The 20797-nt window shown below is 66.3% G+C and carries 14 protein-coding genes; 2 read left to right on the forward strand and 12 right to left on the reverse strand.

Annotated features, from left to right (window positions below):
• Positions 1-4 precede the first annotated feature (4 nt).
• From bcsB to AC0J42_RS16250, 8 genes are all read right to left on the reverse strand, one after another.
• Complete coding sequence (bcsB, locus tag AC0J42_RS16215) at positions 5-2299, reverse strand: cellulose biosynthesis cyclic di-GMP-binding regulatory protein BcsB (protein ID WP_473002434.1); 2295 nt, start codon at positions 2297-2299, stop codon at positions 5-7.
• Positions 2296-4890 carry a UDP-forming cellulose synthase catalytic subunit gene (gene bcsA, locus AC0J42_RS16220; protein ID WP_473002435.1) on the reverse strand — a complete coding sequence of 865 codons (2595 nt, stop codon included), beginning with the start codon at positions 4888-4890 and terminating at the stop codon, positions 2296-2298. Before bcsA ends, bcsB begins: the two co-directional genes overlap by 4 nt.
• Positions 4887-5609, reverse strand: coding sequence for a cellulose biosynthesis protein BcsQ (bcsQ, locus tag AC0J42_RS16225; protein ID WP_473002436.1), 723 nt, complete (start codon positions 5607-5609; stop codon positions 4887-4889). The genes bcsA and bcsQ overlap by 4 nt, the downstream gene beginning before the upstream one ends.
• Positions 5606-5848 carry a cellulose biosynthesis protein BcsR gene (gene bcsR, locus AC0J42_RS16230; protein WP_416424598.1) on the reverse strand — a complete coding sequence of 81 codons (243 nt, stop codon included), beginning with the start codon at positions 5846-5848 and terminating at the stop codon, positions 5606-5608. Before bcsR ends, bcsQ begins: the two co-directional genes overlap by 4 nt.
• Positions 5818-7443 (reverse strand): cellulose biosynthesis protein BcsG, encoded by a 1626-nt coding sequence (gene bcsG, locus AC0J42_RS16235; protein ID WP_473002437.1) that lies wholly within the window; start codon positions 7441-7443, stop codon positions 5818-5820. Before bcsG ends, bcsR begins: the two co-directional genes overlap by 31 nt.
• The gene (bcsF, locus tag AC0J42_RS16240; RefSeq protein WP_416424600.1) at positions 7430-7621 is read right to left on the reverse strand and encodes a cellulose biosynthesis protein BcsF; all 192 of its coding nucleotides are present in this window, start codon (positions 7619-7621) and stop codon (positions 7430-7432) included. The genes bcsG and bcsF overlap by 14 nt, the downstream gene beginning before the upstream one ends.
• The gene (locus AC0J42_RS16245; RefSeq protein WP_473002438.1) at positions 7618-9114 is read right to left on the reverse strand and encodes a BcsE family c-di-GMP-binding protein; all 1497 of its coding nucleotides are present in this window, start codon (positions 9112-9114) and stop codon (positions 7618-7620) included. The genes bcsF and AC0J42_RS16245 overlap by 4 nt, the downstream gene beginning before the upstream one ends.
• 492 nt (positions 9115-9606) lie before the next feature.
• Positions 9607-10422, reverse strand: coding sequence for a sugar phosphate isomerase/epimerase family protein (locus tag AC0J42_RS16250; protein WP_473002439.1), 816 nt, complete (start codon positions 10420-10422; stop codon positions 9607-9609).
• Between the two features lie 190 nt (positions 10423-10612).
• On the opposite strand from AC0J42_RS16250, the gene AC0J42_RS16255 reads away from it, so the two are divergent.
• Positions 10613-12349: an FAD-dependent oxidoreductase gene (locus tag AC0J42_RS16255; RefSeq protein ID WP_473002440.1), complete on the forward strand. Its 1737-nt coding sequence runs from the start codon at positions 10613-10615 to the stop codon at positions 12347-12349.
• Between the two features lie 753 nt (positions 12350-13102).
• Here the strand turns inward: AC0J42_RS16255 and AC0J42_RS16260 are convergent.
• The gene (locus AC0J42_RS16260) at positions 13103-14872 is read right to left on the reverse strand and encodes a hypothetical protein (RefSeq protein WP_473002441.1); all 1770 of its coding nucleotides are present in this window, start codon (positions 14870-14872) and stop codon (positions 13103-13105) included.
• Positions 14873-15417: 545 nt separating this feature from the next.
• Here AC0J42_RS16260 and AC0J42_RS16265 point away from each other — a divergent pair.
• Positions 15418-16695 (forward strand): MFS transporter, encoded by a 1278-nt coding sequence (locus AC0J42_RS16265; RefSeq protein ID WP_416424605.1) that lies wholly within the window; start codon positions 15418-15420, stop codon positions 16693-16695.
• A gap of 10 nt (positions 16696-16705) precedes the next feature.
• Here the strand turns inward: AC0J42_RS16265 and AC0J42_RS16270 are convergent, their stop codons facing one another.
• The 3 genes from AC0J42_RS16270 to AC0J42_RS16280 all read right to left on the reverse strand — a co-directional run bounded on the left by AC0J42_RS16270 (position 16706) and on the right by AC0J42_RS16280 (position 20753).
• The gene (locus tag AC0J42_RS16270; protein ID WP_473002443.1) at positions 16706-18058 is read right to left on the reverse strand and encodes a carbohydrate porin; all 1353 of its coding nucleotides are present in this window, start codon (positions 18056-18058) and stop codon (positions 16706-16708) included.
• Positions 18059-18345: 287 nt separating this feature from the next.
• Entirely contained in the window at positions 18346-19686 is a 1341-nt protein-coding gene (locus AC0J42_RS16275) for an OprD family porin (protein ID WP_473002445.1), read from the reverse strand.
• Positions 19687-19769: 83 nt separating this feature from the next.
• Complete coding sequence (locus tag AC0J42_RS16280; RefSeq protein ID WP_473006868.1) at positions 19770-20753, reverse strand: ABC transporter substrate-binding protein; 984 nt, start codon at positions 20751-20753, stop codon at positions 19770-19772.
• Between the last annotated feature and the right edge of the window lie 44 nt (positions 20754-20797).

Here is a 20797-nt window from a genome sequence, read left to right on the forward strand (position 1 = left end):
CGGCTTACTCCTGGCCAGCCAGGCGGCGACGTGCCATCCAGCGCAGGCCACGCCACAGCAGGAAGGCGGTCAGCAGCACGCTGAGGGTGGCCATGGCCGCCAGCAGGATCGGGTGCTCGGACAGCTGGTACCACAGCAGCAGCCACCACGGCAGGTGGCCGACGAAGTACTGCTGCCCTACCCAGCTGCTGCTCACGCCGCTGCTGCGGATCAGTGCCACGGAGCCGGCCACCGCTTCCATCTTGCCGCTGTCGGCGAGGGTGTCGCGCAGCAGTTGGTAGTCGGCGTCATCGCTGGCCAGCAGGGCAACGATGCTGCGCTGTTCGTGGTACGGCGACTGCAGGCCGACGATGGCGGCGATCGGCGCCTGGGCGCTGACCTCGACACGGTTGGCGCCCAGGTCGCGGGCATCGCTGAACTGGCCGGCGCGGGCCGACTTGCCGCTGTCTTCGTTGGCCGGGGTCAGCAGCCAGTCGCGGGTCTTGGACAGCACCAGGTTGGCGTCGTCGCCGTTGCCGACGTTGGCGGCCAGGGTGCCGAACACCAGCAGGTCGGTGTCGGCCTTGGCGTCGTTCCAGTCATCGGACAGGCGCAGGCCGAAGGCCGGCAGGCCCGAGCGCGCGGAAATACCGGCGATGGCCTCGAACAGCGTGCTCAGCTGCACGGCGCTGCCGTGGCTGGGCACCATCACCAGGGTCTGCGACAGGTCGGCCATGCGGCTGAACGGGAAGCCGCCGCGGGTGAACGCGCGCAGGTCGGGCATGGCGATGTAGTGGTAGTAGCCGGACAGGTCGATGGTCGACTCTTCGTCGATCACCGCCTGGTTGTTCACCGGCAGCGAGGTCTGGCAGTGGTCGCGCTGGGCGCTGGCGAAGGTGGTGGCGAAGTTGAAGTCGAAGCGCAGGGTGTTGCGGTCGCCGATCTTCAGCGCCGGCACTAGCAGTTTGTCAGTGACGTTGGCCGATTCGTTGGACAGCACCGCCAGGCGCAGTTGCTCCAGCTGGCTGTTGCTCTTGCTCTGCAGCGCCAGGCTGGTGATGAACTGGTTGTTGAGGCTGATGGTCAGGCGCGAGGCGTCGTTGACCGCCGGCGGCGTGTAGCGGAACTTGGTCTGCAGGGGGATGCCCTGGTTGCGCCACACGAACAGGTCCGGCGGCAGGTTCACGTCCACGGTAATGGAGCGCGGCTGCAAGCCGTTGGCCTGCAGTTGCTCGGGGTACTTGATCAGCTCGGCGAAACGCACCGGGCGGTCGGTGCGCATCCAGTTCGGCGCGTCATAGGGCACGCGCGGCTTGAGCTGCTGCACCTTGTCCACGGTTACCCGCGAGCCACGGAACAGGTCGCCGCCCAGGGCCAGTGCGCGGGCGGCCTGGGCCAGGTCGTCGTCGTTGCGGCCCAGCACCAGCAGCACCTTGCTGTAGGGGTCCTGGGGGTTGTCGATCATCTGCACCACGGGCGCGTCAACGGCCGGGAAGCGCTGCAGGTCGGCGAGGAACGCCGGGCGGTGGTCGTTGGTGGCGAAGACGATCGCAGGCTTGGCGCGGTGTTGCTCGTCCAGCGCCGGCAGTTGGTCGAACAGCACCGGGAACTGGGTGCCGCGCCAGCCGGCCTGGCTGCCGAAGTACGAAGCCAGGATGCCGGCCGCGCGTTCTTCGCCCAGGGTCGGCGCGTTGGCGAACACCAGGTTGATCGACGGCTTGTCCTGGCCACGCGGGTCGAAGAACGGCATGGGGAAGTACGCCAGGTCATTCTTCAGGCTCAAGGCCTGTTCCTGCAGCTGGATCTGGCTGTCGCGGCCCACGTTCAGCCACAGGGTGCTGTTGGCTGGGTCTTCGCAGATGTCGGTGTAGTGGCCGACGAACTCCAGGCGCACGCGGTTGTAGTCGGCAATCAGGTGCGGGTCCAGGGCCACGGTCTGGGTGACCTTCTTGCCCAGCTGGTCCTTCTCGATCGGCACCACGCTCATCAGTACGTCATTGAGGTACACGCGCAGGTGCGAGACCTGGGGCAGCAGCGACGGCGACGGGGTGTACGACAGTTGCAGCTTGGCATCGCTGGCGATGCGGTCGCGGCGCAGGCTGAATTCCACCTGGTCGCTGGTGTGGATGCCCAGCAACAGGCTGTCGCTGGCGCGGCCCAGCTGCTCGAAGCTGTGGGCGCTGCTCCAGTTGGGAATGGCCGGGACAGCCGCCGGGGCCGCGGCAGGCGCCGGGGCGGTGACGGGGGCGGCGGCCTGGGCACAGGCGACGGCCAGCAGCGCCAGGCTGGCAACGATGGTTTTGTTGAAGAAGCGGCTCATTTTGCGCTCACTGGTCGAGAAGTGGAAAGAGGTGCGGCCGCGGGCATGCGCGGCAGGAAACTGGCCAGCCAGCGCAGCAGGCGCAACGGCGGCCCGGCGATGTGGCGTACCCAGGCGGGCAGGTATTCGTAGAGGCGGTAGTAGCCGGTGCCGCCCAGCTTGAGAATGTCGACGAAGCTGTGCAGCGGGCGGTCCGGGGCAAAGTTGTCGCCCCAGTTGAGCCAGGCGTCGGCACGGGCGAAGGTGCACTGCACGAAGTCGATCTTCTGCTGGGCGCTGAGGCTGTTGAAGCTGATGCCCACGAAGGTCTTGTGGCTGCGGCTGACGAAGCCGGGGAACAGGAACTCGCGGTTGCCGCGCTTCATCAGCAGCGACACACGCCCGCCCACCGGCAGCGCCAGGGTGGTGTCGAGCTCGATGCCCGCGCCGCCGTCGGAATAGTCCTGCAGCATGCCCGGGTAGCAGTGGCCGCTGTCCAGGCGCAGCGCGGCCGGCAGTTGCACCTGCACGCGGTGGGTCTGGCGCACCTGGCGCACTTCCGCGGCCACGGCCACGGCGGCGCCGACGATCAGCAGGTTGTAGACCACCCACAGGCTGCTCACCAGCACGGTGACGATCTCGGTGGCCGGCCCGCACAGCAGGCGCCACACGGCGAAGCCCAGGCCGGCGATGTTCAGCAGCGCCAGCAGCAGGTACGGCTGGGCGATCTTCCAGTCGAACTGGTTGTGCTCCATCAGGCCGCCCTTGGCGGTGACGTTGAACTTGCCCTTCTTGGGGTTGAACAGCGCCACGGTGGTGGGCCGGGCGATGTACCAGGCCAGCACCGTCTCGTACACCTCGCCCCAGAACGTCTGCCGGTAGGCGCCCTGCATGCGCGAGTTGGTCAGGCTGGCGTGGATCATGTGCGGCAGCACGTACAGCAGGATCATCACCGCCGGGGCGTAGATGATGTAGGCGTGCAGGAACAGGAACGCCAGCGGCGCGGTGAGGAACACCAGGCGCGGCAGGCCGGCCAGGAAGTGGATCATGGCGTTGGCGTAGCAGATGCGCTGGAAGATCGTCAGGCCGCGCCCCAGCAACGGGTTGTCGGTGCGGAAGATCTGCGCCATGCCCCGTGCCCAGCGGATGCGCTGGCCGATGTGCGCCGACAGGCTCTCGGTGGCAAGGCCGGCGGCCTGGGGGATCTTGATGTAGGCCGAGTTCCAGCCGTTGCGGTGCAGGCGCAGCGCGGTGTGGGCGTCCTCGGTCACGGTTTCCACGGCGAAGCCGCCGATGGCGTCGATGGCCGTGCGCCGCAGCACGGCGCACGAGCCGCAGAAGAACGCCGCGTTCCACATGTCGTTGCCGTCCTGCACCAGGCCGTAGAACAGCTCGCCCTCGTTGGGGCGCTGGCGGAACACGTCAAGGTTGCGCTCGAACGGGTCGGGCGAGAGGAAATGGTGCGGGGTCTGCACCAGCGCCAGTTTCGGGTCGCTGAGGAAGCCGCCGGTGGTCAGCTGCAGGAACGAGCGCACGGGCACGTGGTCGCAGTCGAAAATCGCCACCAGCTCGCTGTCGATCAGGGTCAGCGCATGGTTGAGGTTGCCCGCCTTGGCGTGGCGGTTGTCAGTGCGGGCGATGTAGCCCACGCCCACTTCGGCGGCGAACTGGCGGAAGCTCTCGCGCTTGCCGTCGTCGAGGATATAGATGTTCAGCTTCTCCGCCGGCCAGTCCAGGCCCAGCGCCGCGTACACGGTGCCGCGGACGATGGACAGGTCCTCGTTGTAGGTGGGGATCAGCAGGTCGACGCTGGGCCACAGGCTCAGGTCGCGCGGCAGCGGCTTGGGCTTGCGGTCCAGCGGCCAGCAGGTCTGGATGTAACCCAGGATCAGCACCACCCAGGAATAGGTCTCGGCCACCAGCAGGATCGAGCCGCACACCAGGTCCAGCGGCTGGTTCCAGTTCAGCGTCGAGGTGTAGCGCCACCACAGGTAGCGGCACGAGACGATCACCGACAGCACCACCATCAGCAGGGTCGGGAAGCGCCCCGGCACCTTGCGCACCAGCATGGCCAGGCCCCACAGCAGCAGGACGAACACCAGCTGGGCGAGGTAGCTGAACGGCTCGGTGATGCACAGCAGGGTCAGCAGGAACGCCACGCTGGCGATGACCCCGTTGAACAGGCGCTGGCGGCGGCGGTCCAGGCCTTTCCACCAATGGCTGCCCTGGCGGATCTGCGCGCTGCTTTCGGCGCGCTGGGGCAATTCTTCCAGGGCCGCCCCTACCCTCGCCCACAGGCGCAGGTACAGGCTGCCCAGGGCCTTGAGCCACTGCGGGGTGCGCAGCGACCAGGTGCGCGCCGGCGCCGGCTTGACCAGCAGCAGCCACAGGCTCTGCACCGCGTAGCGCAGCGGGTCGCCCAGGCTCGGCGCCTTGCCGGCCACCTGCGGGTACCAGCGCCGCGGCTGCTCGAGCACGGCGCGCCACTGCGCCGACTCCAGGCGCAGGCACAGCCAGGCCAGGGCGCAGAGGCTGGCCAGCAACAGGGCGATGGGCGGCGCGCAGTCGTGGCGCTGGCGCAGCCGGGTGTAGGGAAACACCTGGGCGATCATAGGGTCTCCAGGCGACGGGTCAGGCACCAGGTGGCCAGGCTCTGCACGTCCTGGGCCGCCAGGCTGGCCTCGGCGTAGGCGCCTACCGGTTTCTTGAACGCCAGGGCCTCGCGCATGGCTTCGTCCTGGTGAATGTTAAGCGGCAGCAGGCGCTCGCCGAACTGCTTGCGCCAGATCAGCAGCAGGTCGCGTTGCAACTGGCTGGCCGGGTCGAAGCGGTTGATCAGCAGCTGCTCACCCTCTTCTTCCTGCTGTTGCAGCAGCACCTGGCAGGCGGCATCCGCTTCCACGATCAGCAGGCGCATGGCGCACGGGCCGACGCGGGCGTGGCCCGGCAGGCGCAGCGGCACGTCGAACAGAATCCAGTCGAACTGCGCGGCCAGCGCCGCCTGGCGCCGGCGCCACAGCTCGGGTTCGTGGCGCAGGCGCTGTTCCACCTGGTCCTGCTCGGCCCATTTCAGCCGGCCATAAGGCAGCAGGCTCAGGCCCGGCTCCACGGTCCAGGCCTGGGTGTTCCAGTCCAGGCCGTCGACCATGGCCCGGGCCCAGCCGGCGCGCTCGTTGACGCCGACGTTGAAGTGCAGGCGCAACAGGTTCTCGGGGCACATGTCCACCAGCAGCACGCGCTCGCCCAGGCTGTGCAGGGCCTGGCCGGTGGCGGCCAGCAAGGAAGTGCTGCCGACGCCACCGCGCAGGCCACGCAGGCTCAGGGCGGTCACGACAGCAGCTCCAGTTCGGATTTGCGCGCAGGCGGCAGCACCCGCGGTTGCAGGCGCTCCATTTCCGCCAGCAGCGGCCAGCGGTGCAGGGCTTTCTGCAGCTCCAGCTGGGCGGAAATGTCGACGTAGTCCAGCTCCGGCAGTTCAAGTTCCTGCTTGAGGCGGGCGATGTCGTCGGCGCGGGCGGCCCGCGACTGCACGTTGGCCTTTACTTGAAGCGCTGAGGGTACGGCAGCCACTGGCCTTTCTCCTTGATGCGAACGTAGGGTTTGCCGGCGTAGTCGACGACCACGGTGCCAGCGTTCTCGGAGACCGCCGCGGTTTGCGGCAGGTCGGTCAACAGCGCCTGCCAGCTCGGCGCCAGGCCTTCGCCCTGGGGCTGGGCGGTGTACAGCCGGCTGATGATTTCCGACAGGGCCAGGAAGCTGCTGGGCGCGGTGACGTGGATCGGCGCGGTGGCCGAGGTGCTGCCCATGTTCACCAGCTTGATGCCCACCGGCACGTGGGTGATGGACGGGCTGGGGATCTCGCGCATGCCGGAAATCTGCATGCGGTCGCCGTGCAGCGCGGCGCCGTGCTCGGGCACGATCACCACCACCACGCGGCGGCCGCTGGCCTGCAGCTGGGCGATGAAGCCGTTGAGGTCGTCGATCAGGCCCTGGGCGCGCGGCTTGTAGTCGGCGCTCTTGGTGCCGCCGTCGGCGGTCAGGGCGCGGTTGCCGTCGTGCAGGGTGGTGGTGTTGTAGAACAGCGCCACGCGGTCGCCCTTCTCGTCCATGCGGTGTTTCCACCAACTGGACAGCACCTGCCCATCACGCAGGATCGGCGTGCCGTCGAAGCCCACCAGCGCCCGTGGCAGGTTGCTGGTGCTGATGGCCGGTGGCGGCAGCGCGCCCTGGGAGCGCACCTCGTCGAGGAAGCCTTCGAACTGGCCGGTGTGGTTGAGCATGACTTCGTCGGCGAAGCCCAGCTTCTTCAGGTCGTCCATCAGCAGGCACTGCTCGGGCGCGGTGCCGTAGAGCTTGCTGTGCGGGGTCTGGCCGCACGAGGCGCGCAGCAGGCGGATGGCCGCCGGGCCGCTGTAGGAGGTGGCCGAGTTGAAGTTGTCGAACACCACGTCCATCTGCTGGAACAGCGTGTTGTCGCGCAGGCCCACGGTTTCCAGGTCGTCCCAGGCCATGGAGCAGATGTTGATCAGCAGCAGGTCGAACGGCTGCGCCGGCGAGGTCGAGGGCTTGAACTCGACCTGGCGGGTGGCCTCGGTGCTGTAGAACTTCTGCAGGTAGCTTTCCAGGGTGGCGTTGTCCGGCTCGCCGGCGCTGGCCACGGCGGGCGCGCCTGGCGTTGCGGCCTGGGCCGGGGCGGCGCTGGGGTGCATGGCCAGCACGTTGGCGCTGGCCAGCCAGGCCAGGCCCAGCACGCTGACGGTGGTCAGGCGCAGCCAGTGGCGCACGAAGGCGTAGACCACCACCAGCACGCAGAGCAAGGCGCACAGGTTCAGGTCAATGAAGCGCGACACCAGGTCCAGCAGGTAGGCGCCAGTGAAGTCGAGCACGCCGGGCTGGGCCAGCAGGCGGCTGAACGGCGGCAGCCAGGTGTCCTGGTACAGCAGCGCCACGCCCACCGGAACGGCGATGACGGTGCGCAGCAGGCGCAGGTGGCGGTGGCGCAGCGGCAGCAGCAAGGCGGCAGCGAACACCACGTTGGGCAGCACCTGGAAGTTCAGGTAGCCGGTCCACACCAGGGCGAACTTGATGATGAAATACAGGTTCCACAGGCCCAGGCCCGACCAGCTGCGCACGCGCCGTTGGGGGATGACTTCAAACTGGCTCATGGGGCTCGCTCTTGGCAGGGGCGCGGCGACGCACGCCACGGGATTTCAAATAACGGGCCGGCAGCACGGCCTGGACGATGGCGGCCAGGTGGCGGCCGAAACGCGTCAGGGCGACCACCAGGGCCAGGGTCAGCAGGCTGCTCAGGGCAATGACCTGGATCAGCTCGAAATAACTCATAAGCAGGCGTCCGTAAGGGGCAGCGTGGTGCGTTTGGGCGCGTAGGCACCCCGCTCGGCGACGGCCGCCGAGCTGCCGGCGGTGCGTTCCTCGGCCAGGTGGAAGGTGGCCGGCAGTTCCGCGGCGCTGAGGAAGGTGGACTGGGGCAAGGCGTCCACCCCCGGCAGAATCTGGAAGGCGCTGAACAGGTCGCGCCAGGCCAGCCGGCAGATGTTGCCCAGGGCCGGTTCCAGGCCGTCGGCGCGGCAGGCGAACAGGAACAGGTAGAAGTCACCGTCGACCACGCAGGCGATGTCGCCGAAGCGGCGCAGGCTGATCTGGTTCAGGTACTGCTCGATGTCCAGGCCACCGCGCGGGGTGAGCTTGAGCAACTGGTGGCTGATCTCGCCGGCGGCGCCGCCGTAGATGCGCGTGACCGTGGCCAGGAACTCCGAGGGCATCATCAGGCCGCGCTCGGCCGGCGGCCGCAGGCGCTCGAACAGCGACTGGAAGTCGGTGTTGCGGCTGTGCCGCCAGGTCTGCCCCTGCACGCTGTCGATGATGCTGAAGAAGTACGCCAGGGTGGTGCCGTAGGGCACGGTGATGTTGGCGCCGCAGGACACCAGCAGGCGTTCGTCGCGGTAGCGCAGGCAGGGTTCGATCTCGCGCACGATGATCTTCAGGCTGCTGCCGCACCGCTCGCGCAGGGCGTGCAGTTGCCGGGCCAGGCCTTCGACCTCCTGGTTGCTGTCGATGGCGACGATGACGCTGGCGGCGCGCGCCTGGCGCGCCTGCAGCAGCAGGTCGTCGCGGTCTTCGAACAGGCGCCACTGGTCCGACAGCGCCGGCGAGCCTTCCAGCACCGAGCGCTGGGTCAGGTAGATGCGCTGGTCGTCGGTGTGGGTCAGTTGCGGGCTGGCCTGCTCGCTGGCCGACAAGGCGAAGCCCTGCTCGCCCAGTTCCAGTTCCAGCTCCTGGCCGCTGCACACGCCCAGCGCGCTGTGCCAATAGTGCAGCTGGTAGCGGATGCCACCGTCGCGGCGGTACAGCTGCGCCAGGCCCGACAGGGTTTCGTTCAGGCGCAGCAGGCGCTCGTGCAGCTGCGGCGCCTGGCCGTGGCTGATCACCAGCAGGGTCGATTGGCGCCGCGCCAGCCACTGGCCCAGGGTTTCGCACCAGTGGCGCAGGCCGGGGGCGATGTCGCTCAGCCAGGCGCTGGCCGGCTGCATCAGCACAATGACGCTGCCCGGCGCCTTCACAGTGCGGGTCAGCTCACCCACCAGCGCCTTCAGCGCCAGGCCGATGTCGCCTTCGTCAATGTCGAACAGCGCCAGCTCACCCGGCCCGGCATCGGCGGCCAGGGTGGCGGCCAGCGCCTGGCTCTGGTGGCCACAGCAGGCCAGCGTCGCCCGTGCCTGTGCGGGCATGGCCGCCAGGCACTGGCTGGCCAGCGCTGCGGCGTCGCCGGCCTGGTCGGCGGCGATCCAATACAGGCCGCCCTGGCGCAACACCATTTGTTCATCGCGCAGATGACCGATAGCTAAGCTGACTTGACTCAAATGTTCCCCGCACTCAACAGCCACGCGCGCGGGCAAACCCCGCGTGCAATTTAAAGAGGGAGTCATTTTCCGCGGCATGCACAATCGCCCGCACAGGAGCGGGGACGGTCAGGCGACAGAGAAAACAGGTGATTGCACTGCGGGCCGAATCCCCAAGGGCTTGGGGCGGGGGGCGTATCAATGCGAGATAGAGCCGCGGACAAGTGGCGTGCCGTGCTCAGTCATTGCCGGACTCTCTTGTTCCTCGGCAATGGGGCGCCATTATTGGCGTGCGGAAAAGTGCAGTCAATTAGATAGAGACGATATGCAAAAAAATAGATGGCTCAAAGCCAGTTTTATTGTATCGCATTGAATACAATGACAAAAAACGTTATCGCCACGGATAACAACGCGCTACAGAAACACCCTGCCGGTGCCAGGCGGCGAGCGCCCGGCAGCGGCTGGCGGTCAGCCGCCGAGCACCTGGCGCATCTTGCGCAACCCCGCCTCGGCGCGCTCGAAACCGTTCAGCGCCGGCACCTGTTGCGTCGGCGCCTCGATACTGATGGGCACCTGGCGCGGCAAGGCCTGGAGCAGGCCGTGCAGGTCGCAGTCACCGTCACCGGGGAAACGTCGCTCGTTGCGCGCCTGGCGCAGGATCTCGTCCATGCTGTCGGGCACCGGGCCTGCCACGTCGCACATCTGCGCATAGCGAAAGCGCTGCGGGCTGGCCTGCACGGCCGCGACCAGTTGCGCCAGGGACGAGCGCGAGCGATTGAAGTGGAAGGCGTCCACCAGCACGCAGCCGTTGTCGCGGCCGGCGTTGTCGACGATGCGCAGCGCCTTGGCCAGGTCCGGCGCGTCGGTCCAGGGCATGAACTCCAGGTGCGGGTAGATGCCGTAGGGCCGCGCCAGGTCGCACAGTTGGGCGAAGTTATCGGTCAGGCGCGCCTCGTCCGGGTCATTGCCGGCCACCAGCAGTTCGCTGGCGCCGAACTCGGCGCCCACCTCCAGGAAGATCTCGAAGTCAGGCACATGGGTGGCCGGTTTCAGCCGCAGGATCTCGATGTCCAGTACCTTTATTCCGGTGTCGCTCAGGGCCTTGGCCGTCTGCCGGCGCAGGCCGAGGTCGGCCACCAGCGGGTAGTGGTATTCCTGCGGCGTGGCGGGTTCCAGGCGCAGGCCCACGTGGCTGTAGCCGGCGCGGGCGGCCACCTCGACCATCTCGGGTGGGGACAGCTCCAGCACGGTCAGGGCTGCCAGGGAAAAAATCTGTTCGCTCATGAAAGACACTCGTTCGGCATGGGTGACGGACCAATTGGCATATTTAGAACCCAGTTCCAGTTTTATGCAAGTCGACTTTAGGCCACTGGGCGGGAGGCGTGTTGGCCAGCGCCCGAGCACCGTTGACAATGTCAATCATAAATGGAACCCTGTTCCAAAATAATTCGTCCCGGCCTCCAGGTATCCACTCATGACCGCACCCCTGCCCTCTCACTCTCGCCACATCGACTGCGATCTGCTGGTCATCGGCTCCGGCGCCTCGGGCCTGGCCGCCGCCGTGACCGCCGCCTGGCACGGCTTGCGCGTGGTGGTGGTGGAAAAGCACGAGGCCTTTGGCGGCGCCACGGCCTGGTCCGGTGGCTGGGCGTGGGTGCCGGGCAACCCGCTGGCCAAGCGTGCCGGCATTCACGAAGACCCGCAGCAACCGCGCACCTACCTCAAGCACGAGTTGGGCGAGCGCTACGACGCCGCCCGCGTGGACGCCTTCCTCGACAACGCCCCGCACATGGTGGCGTTCTTCGAGCAGCACACCTCGCTGCAGTGGGTGGACGGCAACGGCATTCCCGACGTGCACGGCCACGTGGCGGGCGCCGCCACCCAGGGCCACCAGGTGATCGCCGCGCCGTACAACGCCCGGCAGATGGGCAAGCTGATCAAGCGCATGCGCAAGACCATGCGCGAGACCTCGTTCCTGGGCATGCCGATCATGGCCGGCGCCGACCTGGGCGCCTTCCTGACCATGACCCGTTCGCTAAAGTCATTCCTGCACGTAAGCAAGCGCTTCATCGCCCACCTGCGCGACCTGGCGCTGCACGGCCGGGCCATGCACCTGGTCAACGGCGTGGCCCTGGCAGGCCGCCTGGCCAAATCGGCCGAAGACCTGGGCGTGCTGCTGATCGAATCGGCCCCGGCGCGCGAACTCCTGCGCGAGGACGGCAAGGTGCTGGGCGCGCGGGTCGACACCCCGCAGGGCCCCATGACCATCCGCGCCAGCAAGGGCGTGGTCCTGGCGGCCGGCGGCTTCCCCAACGACCTGGCCCGGCGCAAGGCGCTGTTCCCGCGCACCCCCACCGGCGCCGAGCACCTGGCGCTGCCGCCGCTGGCCTGCGCCGGGGACGGCATCAGCCTGGGCGAATCGGCCGGCGGCGTGCTCGACACCAGCGTCGCCTCCCCTGCCGCCTGGGCGCCGGTGTCCCAGGTGCGGCACCGCGACGGCACGGTCGGGCACTTCCCGCACATCATCGAGCGCGGCAAGCCGGGCATCATTGGCGTGCTGTCCACCGGCAAGCGTTTCTGCAACGAGGCCGACGGCTATTACGACTACACCGCCGCCATGGTCGCCGGCGCCCCGGCCGGCGAGGAAGTGGCCTCGTGGCTGATCTGCGACCACCGCTTCCAGCGCCGTTTCGGCCTGGGCTACTCGCGCCCGTTCCCGCTGCCGGTGGGCCCGGCGGTGCGCAGTGGCTACCTGCAGCGCGCCGACACCCTGCACGCCCTGGCCGCCCAGTGCGGCATCGACGGCGATGCGCTGGCGCAGACGGTCAGGCAGTTCAACGAACACGCCCGCCGCGGTGAAGACCCGGAGTTCGGCCGCGGCTCCACCGCCTACAACCGCAAAATGGGTGACCCGCTGATCACCGACGGCAACCCGTGCGTGGCGCCCATCGAGACCGGTCCGTTCTATGCGGTGAAGGTGCGGCCGGGCAGCTTCGGCACCTTTGCCGGGCTCAAGACCAACGGCGACGCCCAGGTGCTCGACCAGGCAGGGGCGCCGATCAGTGGGTTGTATGCGGTGGGTACCGACATGGCCAGTGTGATGGGTGGTTTCTACCCTTCGGGTGGCATCAACCTGGGGCCGGCGTTGACCTTTGGGTATATTGCCGGGCGGCATGCGGCGGGGGTGACGGCGTATGAGGCGAACGCGTAGCGCCAGATCAAGCTTGTGATCTTGATCTTGATCTTGATCTTGATCTTGATCTTGATCTTGATCTTGATCTTGATCTTGATCTTGATCCTGATCTTGATCTCAGGCCCCGTAAAGCGCCAGGGCCGACTGGAGGCGTCGTCCAGGCGGCAGCCCGCAGGGCCCTTCGGCGCAGCCGAAGGAAACGGCAGCCCGCCCGCTTTGTTAGCGGGGGCCGTTTTGCCGCCTGGGCGACGCCGGAGGGAGGGGACCCGTAGCGCAGCGGAGGGCCCAAGCAGGGGCGAGACCTTTTTGGTGACTTTTTGGGGCGACTGCCAAAAAGTTACTCGGCGTAAGGCCGAAACGGTCGGTGATCGCACCGCGAAAATGGATATATCCAGAATCGCCAGAAGCAGGATCCGACCATCGTGAACATATCCATTACCGAGGTGATGCAAAATCACCTTTCCGCCCTTACGGCGGGTCACTTTTTTCAAACGCCAAAAAAAGTAACCAAAAAACGCTTGCCCCTGCTTGGGCCCTCCGCTGCGCTACGGGTCCCCTCCTTCCGGCGCCGCTCAACGGGCAGACGGCACCCGCTATAGAAGCCTGCGGGTTACCGTCTCTTCGGCCTGCGGCCTCGGCCCTTCGGGCAGCCCGTTGATCGACGCCTCCAGTCGGCCCGGGCGCTTTACGGGGCATACAATCAAGATCAAAAGCCAGATCAAAAGCCAGATCAAGATCACAAGCCAAATCAACGGCAACAGCAACAGCGCTTTACCAAGGCGCAGGTTCCAGCGGGCCTACGCCCGTCGGCGTGCTAGCGCCTTCACCATTACGAATGAAAGGCAGGTGCCAGAAATCATTAGGCACCACCGGATCACCCGGCTTGACACCTTCCGGGAAAATAAACTCAAACACCGGCGCCGTGTACTGCCCCGCCACCAACCCATTGGCTACGGTCTGCCGCCCCGCATTCTGCAGGCAGGCGTCCACCGCTGGCTGGGCGAGCGAGGTCGATTGCGGCACGCACAGGGAACGGGCGATGACCCGCAGGTTACGCGTCGGCTGACTCAGCAAACCGGCCGGCGCCTTGGTAGCGCGCAACCGCGCACGTTGGGGTTGGGGGCCAACGTTTTGCGTGGTGATGCCCCCCGACACTCCGAAGCAATTGGCTGCCAACGTGGCCGACGGATCGCATTCCCCGGTCATTTCGAACGGCGTGACCCAGCGGTTCGTCTGCGCCCCCGTATTGCCGTCGACGTCGATCAGATAGATGTCCACCGGTATCTTGATATCAGTCGTCAGCGCTTCAAGGAACAAACGGTCCTGGGTCTCCTGGGCCACGCCGCTCACGGCAGTGGCCGCCGGATCCGCGGTGCCGATGCCGAAATCACCGATGGACACGTAGCTGGGCTGGCTGCCTGGCTGGGTGTAGATACCGACATTGGCCTCGATGGTGTGCGCGGAGATGAAATCCGGGCCGCCGTTGTTGGTCGACTTGAACAGGGTGCCGGCGTACGTGATGAAGTCACCTACCTCGAACGGCGCCTGTTGGGTGGGATCTGGGTCGGTGGCGGTGCGGGCTGGGTCACCGAAGCGCTTCATGACGTACTGGCTGCAGTAACGCTGGCTGGCCAACGGCGGCGACAACTCCCCACTGACCGGTGGCGTGACCCCTGCCTGGGCAAAGTTGCGGCAGTTGTTGGTGGTGGTCGGGGTGACCACCCTGGGCCGGTTCTTTTCCGGGCACAGTGCATCGTCCCCGGCAGTGCGCGGCACGCACATGGGGTAACCCGTGGCGGCATGGATGGTGGGGTTGGCGTCATCCACCGAGAAGCGCGGGTCAGGGCTTTGCGGGCGGCCGAATCGCCCGTTGGGGTCGTTGATCTGGATCACCGTGGGTTGCATTGGATTGCCGCTGTCCACTTCGATGTTGCCGGTGGCATAGTCGATGCGGCTGATGAAGCCGCTGCCAAGCGTAGCGGCCTGCTGGGCGACGGTGATCAGCCCGGCGATACGGCGGGTACCGACCAGGTTACCCACCACATGGATCTCGAAGGATGGATAGCTGCCGGGCTTGTCCAGCGCCAACTGGCCGCCCTGGACAAACTGTGCCCAGGTCAAGGTATTGGCGGGCATCTGCAACACCGTATTGCACGGCACGATCATGAGGTTGCCATTGACCTTGACGGTGCCCCCGAACCGGCCGGGATCGTTGGTATTGGGACAGCCGGTATTGGCGTTGTCCAGGGTCATGGATTGAATGAAGCCGGTGTCAGAAAAGCCGTGGATGGCCGTAGGATCGGCAAACACCGGGTCAGGCAAGGTGGGGGTGGCGAACGGCGCTGTCGCACCCTTGGCCGGTGGCTTGGCGGTACCGCCCTTGGCCAGGGCAGTGCCGGTGCCGGCCACCGCCAGCGTGAAGGCGACTGCCAGGGCGATGAGGGAGGCGCGTGGCGTGTGCGGGTAGAACAGCGGCTGGTTTGAAGCGTATCCGAATAACCTCATGATGGACTCCACAGTCAAATGCATGGCCGGAAACATGCCGGATCACAGGCCCTGACACACAGTGAAAGTGGGCAGCGAAGTTAATCTTCCATGCATAACCAATCAAAACCTGCACCGATGCCACCGTGTTCTTTCAACTTAATCTCGTTAGGCCTGATACCGCCCAAGCAGGTGCCGTGCCGAGGTTATCCCATCAGGCAAAGTTGATATATTTCCCTTGCAACAACAGCGTTCAACCCTCCTATGCGCCCGCCTGGCAACACCCAACTTGGGGAACTCGCCCTCGTTATCGGGTCATGCGCCCCTACTCTGAGTACAGAGCAACTTCCGAGCAGAAGTTTTATATTAAAAAGCAAAAAGCCCGCCATATAGCGAGCCTTTCTCTTTTACACCTTAAGTTACACAGGCACGTTATGGGACCGGCGCCACACCCAAGCGTTGGCTAACGCCCATAAAGCGGCACAGCGCCGGACGGCACTAGCCAAACCGCGGAAAATGCATAAAATCTGCGCGCCGCATTCCCTGGCGGCCCTGTTCCAAGGCCTTTGCGGCGCATTTGCAGGTTCACTTCCGAGGTTTCAATGTCTCCACAATTACTGGCCATGGCGCTGGCGCCCCTGCTCGGGCTGTTCATCGTCAGCATGGGCAATGGCCTGATGTCGTCCATCACCACGCTGCGCCTGGACGCCGCCGGTGCGTCCGCCCTGCAGATCGGCCTGGTGTCGTCGGCCTATTTCATCGGCCTGGCACTGGGCTCGTTCTTCAATGACCGACTGATCCTGCGCATCGGCCACATCCGCGCCTACAGCTGCTTCGCCTCGATGATCGCCGCCACCGTGCTGCTGCAAGGCCTGGGCAACGACACCACGGCCTGGTTCGTGCTGCGCCTGATCAACGGCTGGGCCTGCGTGGGTGTGTACCTGGTGATCGAGAGCTGGCTGCTGCTGGCCTCCGACCCGAAGGCCCGTGGCCGGGTGCTGGCGGTGTACATGATTGCCCTGTACGGCTCGGGCATGTTCGGCCAGGCGGCCATCGGCCTGGTGTCGGGCCTGGGCGACAGCGCGCCGTTCCTGATCACCGGCATGCTGGCATCGCTGTCGGTGATGCCGGTGGTGATGATCCCCCGCGTCACGCCGCTGGTGGAGCGCGTCGAAGCCCTGAGCCCGCGGCAGCTGCTGCGCGTGACCCCGACCGGGGTGATGGGTTGCTTTGGCTCGGGGGTTGCCATCGCCGCGGTCTATACCCTGCTGCCGCTGTACCTGCAGCACCGCGGCATGGACCTGAGCCAGGTAGGGCAGATGATGGCCTGCGTGATCCTCGGCGCCATGCTGTTGCAATACCCGGTGGGCCGCTGGTCCGACCGCCAGGACCGCCAGTGGGTGCTGATGGTGCTGTGCGCCGCCTGCCTGGTGCTGTCCCTGGCGATCATGGCGTTGCCGGCGTCCAGCCTGCTGCTGGGCGGGGCGCTGTTCCTGCTGGGCGGGGGAATTTTCGCCATCTACCCGGTGGCGGTCAGCCATTCCGCCGACCGCGCGCCGGCCGGCGCCGTGGTGCCGATGATCCAGGGCCTGCTGCTGATCAACTCGATCGGCTCGGCGCTCAGCCCCATGACCGTCGGCCAGCTGATGGCCAAGATGGGCGACAACGGCCTGTTCTGGGCCTTCGCCCTGCTGAACCTGGTGATGGTGGTGTACTTCGCCTGGCGCCGCACCCGCCGCGCCGCGCCGGAGAGCGCCGCGCCCTTCGCCGCGGCCGCGCAGATGTCGCCCACCGGCGTGGAGCTGCGGGTGACCGAAGACCTGCAAGCGGCCATGGACGAAGCCACCGAGGCCGCCGAGGCAGACGCCCGGGCGGCCTGACGCTACGCGCTCAGAACGTGGACTGCACCTGCAGGCCGGCGACTACGGCGTTCTGCACCTGGCGCACGCCACCGGGGTTGACCACGTACTGCAGGTTGGGCCGCACGTTCAACCACGGCGTCACCTGCACGCCGTAGTTCAGCTCCACGTCGTACTCGGTGTGTTGCAGGGGCACGAAGTCGGCGTCCGCATAGCTTGCGCCGCTGGCCAGGTTGGCCGCCTTGGCGTTGCGCAGGAACTGCTCGCTGGCGTGCAGGCGGGCCACGCCCAGGCCCAGGGTGTCGTTGGGCCGCGCGTCGAACGGGCCTTTGAACACCAGCGCCAGCTTCTGGTAGCTGTCCACCGCCGTGGTGGCGGCGTCGAAGGCGCTGACGTTACCGTACAGCACCAGGCCACGGGCGGCGTCGCCGTTTACCGTGGTCAGCTGCTGCTTGCCGGTCAGCCACCAGCCATGCTGGCTGTCGTCGCGGCGGTAGTCGTCACCGGTCAGCGCGGCCGGCTGGTCGTTGGCGTCCTTGTACAGGTCGCTGGCCTTGGCGGTGCTGTAGTAGTAGCCGACTCGGTACTCGCCGGGCAACTGGCCCAGGGTCGGCGTCCACACCACTTCCACCGGGATCATCGCCCCCGTGGTGCCGGCGCCGTTGAGCTTGAAGCCGTTGCCGTTGTCGCCGTAGGAATCGTTGACGTCGAACACCCCCGCCTGGGCGTAGACCTGGTCATTGAGCTTGTACTTGACCCGCGCCGCCCAGGTGCTGACCGGGCCCTGGGTAATGCTGTCGACGTAGTTGCCCGGCTGCGAACCACAGAACGCCAGGTTCTGGAACAGGCAGTCTTCCACGGCGAAGTCGTCGCCGAACGAGAAGCGACCGGCCTTGATGTTCAGGGCGTTGTCGAGGAAGCCCTTGCTGAACCACAGTTCGGCCAGGCGCGTGGTGCTGCCGTTGCCGGAAATTTCCTGCACCGCCGACAGGCTGCCGGCGCGCGGGTCGCTGATGCGGTCGTCGTTGAGGCTGCTGCCGTTGGTGTTGGACAGCTGCACCATGAACTGCGCGTCCTGCCAGCCCAGCAGCTTCTGCAGGTCGATGGCCGCGCCCAGGGTGAACTGGTCGGCGTAACGGGTGGCGTGGCTGTGGTTATAGCCGCCGTGCACGTTGCTGGCCGCCTCGCCCAGGTAGGCCATCTGGATGTCGATGCCCTTGTTGAGCAGCGCCGTGCGGGTGCCGCCCCAGTCGCCGGTCATCCATTGCGAGTCGGCGCCGAAGGCCCCGTCGGCGTGGGCGCCGAGGCTCCAGGTGCAGGTGGCGGCAAGGGTGAACAGCAGGGTTGAAGGGCGGGCAAGCGAGTTCTTGTTGAATCGAGGCATGCTGGAAATCCGTTCATGATGACGTGTCGTTGCGCACGTTGCGAATGCGAATCTAACTCACCCATGTAGTGTTAGTTAAGCAAACTAAACTAACTTTCACCGTGTGGTAAGCAATTGAATTGCAACAACTAACAGACATCAAAAAGATGTAAAAGAGCCGTCAATGAACCGATAAAATTATGAAAGATGTGCGCTGGCTTTGGACGCGGCCTGCGGCCGCTGCTACGGAGCGCCAAGGGTCGAGAACACCGAGGGCGTAGCAGCTGCCGCCAGGCGGCGTCTGGGCGTTAGAACACCTGGATGGGGTAGTCCAGCACCAGCCGGAACTCGTTGGCATCGCCGTCCGGATCGCCCGCCGTGGCGCTGTGCCAGGCCTGGCGCACGCGGATGGACAAATCCCGCGCCGGCCCGGACTGAATCACGTACTTGGCCTCGATGTTGGTTTCATGGTGGCGCTCGTCGGCGCCATACATGCCGTAATAGGCGCTGGATGGCGACAGGTGCGTGCCGTCGATGTCGTAGCCATAGACATAGCGCGTCATCAAGGTCAGCCCCGGCAGGCCGAAGGCCGCCATGTTCAGGTCATATTGCAACTTCCAGGACTTTTCCCCCGGGCCATTGAAGTCGGAATATTGCACCGAGTTGGCGATGAAACAGGAATCGCCGGGTTTGTTGTCGTCGCCGGTGCCCACGTAGTCGAACGGTGTATCGCCGTTGACCTTCTGAAAACTCAAGGTCAGGGTGTGGGCGGAGGCGAAAGTGTAGCCGGCGGCGATGGAGAAGGTGTTGTTGTCGATCGTGCCAGCCTTGGCCGCGCCTTGGTCGCGGGTGTAGTAGTAGTTGACATCCAGCGCCAGCGCCTGGCTGTCCGATAGTGCCCGGGTGTAGTTGAGGTTGCCGTAGTACTGGTCCCAGATATCCTGCAGGCGGCCGCCGTACAGCTCCAGGCTCCACGGTGTGTCAGCCAGGGCATAGCGGCCGCCGGCAAAGTCCATGGCGTTGGACGGCCGGTTGGCGTACGCGGCCCACAGGCTGCCGTTGCGGTTGGTCTGGTCCTGGCTGGTGGCCGAGTAGAAATGCCCGGCCTCGAGGTCCAGGTTGGTGATCTCGCTACTCATCAACTGGATGCCACTGGCGGTGACGGGCGTCAGGCGGCTGCCGCCCACGGCGAACACCGGGCTGGTGGCGGGCTGCATGTCGCCGATTTTCAGCAGGGTTTTCGACACCCGCAGCTTCAGCGCCGCACCGGCCTTGCCGTAGCTGTCATCAGGCTGCCCGTCGGCGCCCTCGGTGAGGTTGCCCGAGGTGTACCCCGGCACCGCGTATTTGTCCGGCGCCCACAGCTTCAGGCCCAGGTAGCCGAACGCGTCCACCCCTACCCCTACCGTGCCCTGGGTGAACCCTGAGGTGAACACCCCCTGCACGCCTTGGGTCCAGTCGCGGGCGTCGGGGGCGCCATTCTGGTTGTCACGGTTCCAGTAATAGTTGCGCAACAGGAGGTTCAGCGAGCCATCCTCGACAAAACCCTTGGCTGCTGCCTGGTCGCTGACAAACGCCGCACCCATCACCGCGGGGGTGTTTACCAAGCCCATGCCCACGGCCACCATCGTCCACTTGAATAAAGCCATCGCCCACACCTCTGCCTGGCCTGCGGCGCGCCGCAGGCCCAATAATTGATTTGATCCGGTTTGAATGGAGAACGCGGTGACACTCAGGGCTGTTGCGTTGGCAGCGCCCCGATGAAGCGGTTGGTGAAATAGTCATCGGTGGGCAGCGTGGCCTTGACGATGCCTTCGCTGCTGAAGAAATCCACCGCCTGGGCGACCCGCGCAGGCTCGATCTCGCCGAGCTGCTGCTGGTGGCCGTAGACGTACTGGGTGTACAGCGCCAGGATCTGCTCGACCTTGTGCTCCTTGCCCTGGTAGGCCGGCACCGCTGCGGCGAAGGTTTTCGCCGCCTCGGCCGGGTCCTGGAGAATGTCGCGCAGGCCCATCAAGGTGGCGGTGACCATCTTCTGTACCAGCTCGGGGTGGTGGGCGATGGCGTCATCGGAGGCCAGGATCGACTGAGCCATGCCGTCGAACATCTGCGCCTGGGGAATCAGCTGCAGCGTGCGCCCGGCCTCCTCGGCGTTTACCACCCAGTCGGGCGAGCCGGCCATGGCATCGGCCTTGCCTTCGGCCAGCAACTGCCACACCCCCGCCGGCCCCGCAGCCTGGATATTGACCTCTTCCTTGTTGATGCCAGCCTTGCGCAGCGACGCCAGCAAGGCGTAGTACAGCGAGTCGGAATAGGACATCACTGTGACCGTCTTGCCGCGCAGCTGCTCAATGCCGCCGATGTGCTGCCCGGCATCGGTGGCCAGCAGGGTGTAGCCGTGGGTGCCCAGCACCGCGACGTTGCGCACTGGCACGCCGTTGGCGCGCACCACGATTGGCACGTCCCCACTGGCAGCACCGAACAGGGCGTTGCCGGCGCCTACCTGCTTGGCCACGTCGACGCCGCCCTTGGCGGTCACCCAGTTGACCCGCAGGCCAAGCTGGGCGTAGTAGCCCTTCTGTTGGGCGATGATCCATGGCGCGAAACCGGGCAGGTTCGGCGGCGCGGGCATCAGGAAGGTGACGTCCTGCACCTCGGCCTGGGCCATGGGCAAGAGCACAGGGAATATAAATAACGCAGACAGCCACCAACGCATCAGACGCTTCATGAAGTACACCTTTGGTTGAGGAGGTTGGAGGG

Source organism: Pseudomonas sp. Tav-5-1A, assembly GCF_055755055.1.